The organism is Candidatus Neomarinimicrobiota bacterium, assembly GCA_036476315.1.
Lineage (GTDB): Bacteria > Fidelibacterota > Marinisomatia > Marinisomatales > S15-B10 > JAZGBI01.
Window position 1 is genome coordinate 1 of sequence record JAZGBI010000064.1, and the last position, 7,569, is coordinate 7,569.

6 protein-coding genes and 1 pseudogene are annotated in these 7,569 nt (G+C 48.6%); 4 read left to right on the forward strand and 3 right to left on the reverse strand.

Annotation, left to right across the window (positions count from 1 at the left end):
* Positions 1–290: 290 nt before the first annotated feature.
* The 4 genes from V3U24_06420 to V3U24_06435 all read left to right on the forward strand — a co-directional run bounded on the left by V3U24_06420 (position 291) and on the right by V3U24_06435 (position 4,594).
* Positions 291–1,697 carry a T9SS type A sorting domain-containing protein gene (locus V3U24_06420; GenBank protein MEE9167077.1) on the forward strand — a complete coding sequence of 469 codons (1,407 nt, stop codon included), beginning with the start codon at positions 291–293 and terminating at the stop codon, positions 1,695–1,697.
* 241 nt (positions 1,698–1,938) lie between these two features.
* Complete coding sequence (locus V3U24_06425; protein ID MEE9167078.1) at positions 1,939–2,841, forward strand: NmrA/HSCARG family protein; 903 nt, start codon at positions 1,939–1,941, stop codon at positions 2,839–2,841.
* A gap of 243 nt (positions 2,842–3,084) precedes the next feature.
* Positions 3,085–3,747 carry an NAD(P)H-dependent oxidoreductase gene (locus tag V3U24_06430; protein ID MEE9167079.1) on the forward strand — a complete coding sequence of 221 codons (663 nt, stop codon included), beginning with the start codon at positions 3,085–3,087 and terminating at the stop codon, positions 3,745–3,747.
* Positions 3,748–4,174: 427 nt separating this feature from the next.
* Entirely contained in the window at positions 4,175–4,594 is a 420-nt protein-coding gene (locus tag V3U24_06435; protein MEE9167080.1) for a DUF2177 family protein, read from the forward strand.
* Positions 4,595–5,126: 532 nt separating this feature from the next.
* On the opposite strand, the gene V3U24_06440 is transcribed toward V3U24_06435, so the two are convergent.
* The 3 genes and pseudogenes from V3U24_06440 to V3U24_06450 form a co-directional block, all read right to left on the reverse strand.
* Complete coding sequence (locus V3U24_06440; protein ID MEE9167081.1) at positions 5,127–5,462, reverse strand: T9SS type A sorting domain-containing protein; 336 nt, start codon at positions 5,460–5,462, stop codon at positions 5,127–5,129.
* 3 nt (positions 5,463–5,465) lie between these two features.
* A pseudogene (locus V3U24_06445) lies at positions 5,466–5,726 on the reverse strand (redoxin domain-containing protein).
* 12 nt (positions 5,727–5,738) lie between these two features.
* Positions 5,739–7,142 carry a hypothetical protein gene (locus V3U24_06450; protein ID MEE9167082.1) on the reverse strand — a complete coding sequence of 468 codons (1,404 nt, stop codon included), beginning with the start codon at positions 7,140–7,142 and terminating at the stop codon, positions 5,739–5,741.
* Positions 7,143–7,569: the final 427 nt, after the last annotated feature.

The window sequence follows — 7,569 nt, forward strand, 5'->3', positions numbered from 1 at the left end:
CGTTATTTCGGATCAATAGAAGACCTCGAGGTATCGCTGACTTCACACTTTGCAAAATGGGGACGGCCAAATAATGCCCTGAAAACGTTATGCGCAAATATTTAAGTCACCTCATATAACACCCTCCGAAATGTCCATGCAATTCACGACATACCCAGGTAGCATACCGATTTTTCGGTATTGGTGCAATTTAATCATCTCGAAACGGCACAAGCTGAACTGGCTCAGCAGAAGTTGTGGACAATTACGCCTTTTTTTGACTTCACCACTGGATCACGTAAATTCCGTTCGTGAGGTTACTGAATTATATTTTCATCGTTAGTCTCATTCTTTTCACCTCAGCAGTCACAGCCGGCGTCATCAGAGTCCCTCAAGACCAGTCGACGATTCAGGCAGGGATTGATGCTGCGATTGATGGAGATACGGTTCTGGTGGATACAGGAAGGTATGTAGAGAACATTAATTTCAATGGGATGAATATCGTAGTAGGAAGTCAGTTCCTGACGACGCGGGACACTTCCTACATCTCCCAGACGGTGATTGATGGAGACAGCAGTGGCAGTGTGGCGACGTTTGAGAATGGGGAGGATTCAACGGCTGTTTTGACAGGCTTCACGCTGACAAACGGTCTGGCTCTGTGGGGAGGAGGGATTCTCTGCGATGCATCGTCGACCCCAAGTCTGGTCGGTCTCAACGTAACTAGAAACCGCGCTTCCGGTGGGGGTGGGATCTACTGTTATGAATCCAGTCCAACCCTGGTGGATATTACGGTAAGTGGAAACATTGCTGATGCCATAGGCGGTGGGATCTCCTGCACGAATTCCCACCCAAGTTTGCAGAACGTAAGGGTGAACGGGAACGTGGCTCATCATGGCGGCGCCCTTTTTTGTGAGTTGTCTAACCCGAATCTGAGGAATGTAACCATAATTGGGAATACGGCTGGTTCCGGCGGCGCAATTCACTCCCTTTCTTCCAGTCCCACATTGGTCAATGTGACCATAAGTCGGAATACGGCTGAAGTGGGTAGCGGGATTTGGTGCTGGCTAAATTCCCGTCCCCGTTTGGTCAATACAATCCTCTGGAACGAATCAGGGGAAGAAATCTATTTTGTTCAATCTGGTGAGCCCAATTCCATCACAATTGCCTATTCAGACGTCTTTGGTGGCGAATCAGGAATTGCAACCAATGACAACGGCACCGTTAATTGGTTTGACGGGAATGTCGATCGTGACCCCCTTTTTGTCGATGCCGAGAATGGAGATTTCCATCTCCAACAAGGTTCCCCCTGTATCGATGCCGGGACGGCCTTCTTCGTATTTGACGGCGACACGCTCGTCGATCTGCCCGCCAGTTCCTACGAGGGATACGCCCCAGACATGGGAAGCTATGAGTCTCCCTACTCGGTGGGCATTACGGATGAGTCTATCCTCGCGATCCAGTTTGCCCTCAAACATCCCCATCCCAATCCCTTTAATCCTACGACCACCATTGAGTTCTACACGCCCCAAAGTGGTCAGGTCATCCTGACCATCAATGATCTGTTGGGAAGAGAAGTTGGAACAATCCTGAAAAAGCGCATGGACGCAGGCCATCATAAGGTTCAATGGAACGCCACTAATGTTCCCTCAGGAATCTATTTCGTCAAAATGCAAACCGGCAGCTTCAGCCTAGTGAAGAAGGTGACGGTGCTGAGGTAACCTTCAACCTGCAGGACTGACTCCTGTCTCGTGTGTGGCCATCTCCGCATTTTGCCTTGTAATCGATCCCTCGCTTCGTAAATTCGCAAAAGAGGAATTTATTGACGAGAACCACCACCAGGTCTGATAGCCTCTGCACTAACTAAGACCATCCGGGAAGACCGATGATATTGGCAGAGCGTCCGATCATCAAGCTCTACATAGGAATTGAGAGGAATATCAAGGAGAATGGAGAAACACAATGAACAATAAAGTTATTCTTGTCACGGGTGCCACCGGACAACAGGGTGGCGCAGTGGCCCGGCATCTGCTTAAAGGTGGCTGGAGAGTCCGCGCACTCGTACGAGACCCTAAAAAAGACAATGCGCAAGCGCTGGCGAAGCAGGGCGCGAAACTTATACGGGGCGATTTGTACGACCGCGTTTCGCTCGAGGGGGCTCTTAAGGGAGTGTACGGGGCGTTCAGCATCCAGAATTTCTGGCTTCCCGATGTGGGTTATGAGGGCGAAATCAAGCAAGGCAAATTGTTAGCGGACGTGGCCAACGAAACAGGCATCGAGCATTTTGTGTACTCCTCGGTTGGAGCGGCGCATCGAGGCATGGGCCAGAAGCACTTCGAGAGCAAATGGATCATCGAAGGTTACATTAAAGAACTTGGCTTGCCGTATACTATTGTGCGTCCGGTCGCGTTCATGGACAATCATAATTGGTGGCGTCCGCAAATCTCAAACGGAACACTCCAAAGTTACGGCGTGCGACACGACAAGAGAACACAGCTCATAGCAGTAGAAGACATTGGCGAGATCGTTGCGATTCTGTTTTCCGAGCAACAGGAGTATCTGGGGAGAACACTCGAAATCGCGGGGGACGAGTTGACCGAAACGGAGCAGGTGGCAACTTTCACCAAAGTGATTGGTCGTCCCGTAAAGCTTGTACAGCCACAGATGTCCGAAGGCGACACTCCAGACGAAGAGCAGATCGCGGCAATCCGCTTCTTTAACGGTGAAGCTTATACAGCGGACATTGCCGCCGTGAGAAAAATTCACCCCGGCCTCCGAACCTTTGAGCAATATTTGCGAGAAACAGGCTGGGAGAATTTACCTGTATTACCACTGCCTGAGAGTGACAGTAATTGGGGCCCTTAGTAATTTCATCTAAACTCGAAGAAGCAGGTCACTTAGCAACTCGTGTTGTGGCCCAGACAGTTCACATGAAATAGTGGGCGTCAGACCCCGGAGGCATGCTTCCATTTGTGGATGCGGTGTTGAAAGGCTTGATTCAATAGGTGACCAGCCAAAGGAGACGTTGCCAGATTCCGAGTTATTTGTGATTGGTAGCTTAACATTGAGGAGGATTTCCACCCGTAAATCGGGAAAAAGGAGTCTCACATGAATCAAAGTCAACGTACCAAGAATGACATCTATGTCGTAGGAATCTGCGGGAGCCTAAGGAAGGGTAGCTATACTCGGATGGCATTGAACATTGCTATGAAAGGCGCTAAGGAGAGTGCTGTCGAAACACGCCTGATTGATCTCAGAGACTACGATCTTGTTTTTTGCGATGGAAAGAAAGATGAAAGTTCCTATCCCCAGGGAGTCTTTGATCTTCGTAAAGATGTGGGACAAGCTGACGGGATTATTCTGGGGACACCGGAATACCATGGAGGCGTAAGCGGGGTTCTGAAGAATGCCCTTGATCTCATGGGGTTCCATGAGTTCGAAAGCAAGATAGTAGGTCTCGTAGGAGTATCTGGAGGCAGAACCGGCGCCGTCAATGCGTTGAATAGTCTGAGAACAATTGGCAGAGCGCTACATGCCTGGGTCATCCCGGATCAGGCGTCTGTTGATCAAGCATGGAAGGCGTTCGACGACGAAGGAAATCTAAGAGACTCAGGATTGGCAGATAAGATAAAGGAGATTGGACGCCAGGTGTCTCGTTTTTCTTACCTACATAAGTTTGAAAAAGCGCACGAGTTCCTTAAGAATTGGGAATGTGCCCCTACTAATCCAGGGGGTGCAAGAGAAGCAGAAATGACTGCAGAAGAGGTTTAGAGAGTCAGAGGAGGAAAGAGAGAAATGACACCCCTCACTGGCCGCCGCTTGGAGATCTGAAGGCAAGAGAAAGGAGAGAACATGATCATCAAGTATGATCGCGCAACGGACGCCGCCCATGTCAAATTGTCGAATAAACGGACTGAGACAAAAGTGCCATTCTGCAAAAGGGTGACTGTCGAGTTTGATGCCAGCAACGAGTTAAGGGGATTCAATCTTACAGGAATAGCTGATTGGATTGGAAAGCCAGTGCCCGATTCAGAAGAGGAACGGGACCGCAAGATCTTAGTGTCACTTCTCAACGAATTTGCAATTCATACGTGTGCTCCAATGGGCACAGCTGACTAAGAAAAGTTAGCACCGCCGAGAGATTTGGTTTTACTAATCAATGGCGAGTACATAGCCAAAACTGGGAGGAATCAATACAATGAATACTAAGAAGTTGGCGCTATCATTTCTGGCAGGGGCCGTGGCAATGACTTTGCTGGGGTTCCTTTGGCATCAGGTAATAATGTCAGGTTTTTATGATGAGCAACTGGGTGATGTTCTAAGATCTGAGCCAAACGTTGCTTTTGTTGTCTTAGGATATCTCGTCCTGGCTCTACTGATGGCCTACATCTATCCTATAGGCTACAAAGGGGGGTCTCCAACATCGCAGGGCCTGAAATTCGGCATTCTCATGGGCTTGATCTGGGTATTACCCCACGGACTCGTCTACGTTGGGGTTTTGAATTTTACCCTTACCTACACTATTGTTGATGGAATATGGCACGTCGTGGAAGAAGGAGTTGGGGGTGTAGTAATTGGACTCCTTTACGGGACCGGAACGGAGAAAGAATCAGATTGATTTTATGATGGAGGCAGCTTCCTTATTACACAGCTAGGAGTTCCTGTATTGCCGAATTGTTAGAGAAAGAGGCCATTAACTGCCGTTACTGCGGTGAGGGACGGCGGGTGGAGGAGCACAAGGGGTCATGATTTTTGGTACCAGAAGTGAGAACACTCCACGAACCATTTTGGGTGGGCTCTTACCTGCGCCAAAATATCCTTACAGGTATGCATCTTGGAGATCTGGCCGCCATAGAAGATTTCTTAGACAAAATGAGGTAAGCTTTCCTTCATCAAGACGGGTTAATGATTCATTCAATTCAATAATCGCCCCGCGAGTGGATTTAGGCTGCAGGAAGGAAGAGCTCAGGTATTGGGAGAAGATTATAGCAGAACATAATGAAGATCTGGAGCCTCAGGAGGTCAAGAAATGCCAATATGGATACGGTTTCTAGGGATAAAGGTGAAACGGAAAAGGTAGAAGTTGGTAAACTGGCGCTACAGCAACGGACATACGCTCCGTGGACGGGAGATTGAGAGATAAGAAAGGTCTATTTCAGCAGCAACATCTTCCGGGTCTGGGTGAAGTCACCCGACCTCATTCCTACGAAGTAAATCCCTGAAGGAACATTACTGGCGTTCCATTGGACTTTGTGGTTACCGCTGTCGAATGCTTGGTTCAGGATCATCTCAACTTCTCTTCCCAACAGATCGTAGACCATGAAGGTGACAGGGGCAGTGTTGAGCGTAGTGAACTCAATGGTTGTGGTCATGTTGAAGGGGTTCGGGTAGATGTTAGAAATTGAAATATCTCCTGGAACAACAATTATTTCATCACCATCATCTATTGCCGTTTCACCGATAAGCGATTCAATAATAGTGATCATCGTGCCAGGATCGTATTCTGTGTCAGCAAAACGGATAATTCCATTCTTGTCGATAATAAAATCTCTTGGATAGGGGGACGTTCCGCCACGGATGTTATATGATGAGTAAACGGCGCTGATGTCACGGAGTACCGGAAACGTAATACCCTGGTCTTCAATGAAGTTTTGAAGTATTGAGTTGGATTGATTTGAAATCCCGAAGACCATCACTCCGTCATCCTGGTATTCCCGCCAGATACTTACCTCTAGATCCGAAAACTCCGGAGCACAGACTGGTCACCAACTGGCAAAGAAAGCAATTACTACCACCTGGTCCTGAAGTTCGTTCAGACTAATATCTCCGAAACCATTCACTGACGGCAGCGTGAAATCGGGCGCCTCCTGCCCAACTTCGAGTCCCCAAGGCGAATTTCCTTCAAGAACGACAAGAACTACCGGCTCATCAGAGTCATTCGACCTGATTCTCAGGCTTGTATGTCCGCTCTCTGTGGTGGCACAATATTTGATAATTCCCTCCACAGTGGCACCGGGCAGGATGTCCTCGGCCGACAAGGTGATCTCATAATCTGTGTGACTAACTGTGATCTCGTCGATGATTAGCGTCTCCATACCGTTATTTGCAAGAGTGATGGTAGCATCCCGACATTCTCCCAACTCTGTGTAGGGAATGTCCACATGTCGGGTTGACACATCGAGATCGGGCCCTTCAACTGGTTCAAACCGAAAACTCCTGAATGTTATCCACTCCGCGGAATAGACGATGTCCCCGATCATATCGACCGCCATAACGCGTCCGCCGGTATTCTTGTAACCTGCTATAGACATTGAAGGGGAGTCGTCCCATCTCAGGATTTCCACATCATCCCAGTCGGAGACTGCGACCAGACTATCGTTTACGGCGACTCTGGAAGCGTAGCCGGTTGTGTTATAGTTCGCTACGAGAACCGGATTTCCTGAATTGGAAACATCAATCATATCGACTCCACCAGCTCCCACGGCTACAAAAACAAAATGGCCTGCTGCTGCCACGTCCTTCGCTGTCCCAGACGTTGCCACGCTGCCCAACAAATGAGCCACTTCTGGATAGGATACATCTATGATCTTTAGGCCACCTGCGCCATCCGCAACATATACGAGATTCCCCGCTTCTGAGACTTCCACTGCCCATGCATTCTCTGTGGGGACGAGGGCTACGAACTGAGGGGAATCGGGCGTGGTAACATCGATGATTTCGACACCATCTGTGTGTGCCGCAGCGAAGAGGTATGCACCACTCCCATCAGAATGTTCATACGATCTCCCGCGGAGTCCGTAATCAGCCACATGCGCAGGATTGCTTGGATTGGTAACGTCGAGTACTTCAATTCCACAGTATCGTCCACTGCCATAGGCGAAGTTTTCGCTAACATGCCAGGCGTACATCCGACCAAACTCGCATCCGCTCGCATAATACAGCCCCACAATTTGAGGGGATGAGGGGTCCGAAATATCAAGGATACCCAATCCGTCAAGACCCCCAGGTATATAGGCATAGTTTCCTGAAATCTCGACATCCAATAACTCATAATTCAATGGACTGAAAGAATTTAAGTAAGTCAGGTTCCAGCCCAGGACACGAAACGGAATTATCGCCATTGGAAGAAAAAGAAGAACGAGATATCTGCGTAAACGTACGGTCATCAAGGAAGCCTCTGCACCAAATGGTTGAATCCTAAGGTCAAAACCAGGACCTCAGACACAATCGTCCTCCTTCGTTTGATGACTCAAGGGTGACAAGTCCCGTTATCAAAAACTGATTTTTCGTAACATCATTCTTCTGATTTCTTGGTTCCTGGATGGATTAACTTGGACCTGCTTCGCCAAAAGCGGTCAACAGAATGGGGACTGTCCAAGGGTAGGTGACGCCGTGTGAGAGAATAGATCTCGCGAGGAGCTATTTTTATAAGGATTTTCCCTCTTCTGTATTCTTGTCCTCAACCGGATCTGGCGTGATTTCTTTATTCTGTCGACTTGTACCATATCCGAGCTCTTCGACTACCTCTGGTACCGCCTCGAGATCAACGTCATCATTAAATGTTAGCGTCATGGTGTTTTTCTTAAAGTCCAC

What these genes read in the sequence shown, in the direction of transcription:
- V3U24_06425 (MEE9167078.1), top strand. Translation starts at nt 1,939, where the DNA reads ATGAACAATAAAGTTATTCTTGTCACGGGTGCCACCGGACAACAGGGT.
- V3U24_06430 (MEE9167079.1), top strand. Translation starts at nt 3,085, where the DNA reads ATGAATCAAAGTCAACGTACCAAGAATGACATCTATGTCGTAGGAATC.
- V3U24_06440 (MEE9167081.1), bottom strand. Translation starts at nt 5,462, where the DNA reads ATGATCACTATTATTGAATCGCTTATCGGTGAAACGGCAATAGATGAT.
- V3U24_06435 (MEE9167080.1), top strand. Translation starts at nt 4,175, where the DNA reads ATGAATACTAAGAAGTTGGCGCTATCATTTCTGGCAGGGGCCGTGGCA.
- V3U24_06450 (MEE9167082.1), bottom strand. Translation starts at nt 7,142, where the DNA reads ATGACCGTACGTTTACGCAGATATCTCGTTCTTCTTTTTCTTCCAATG.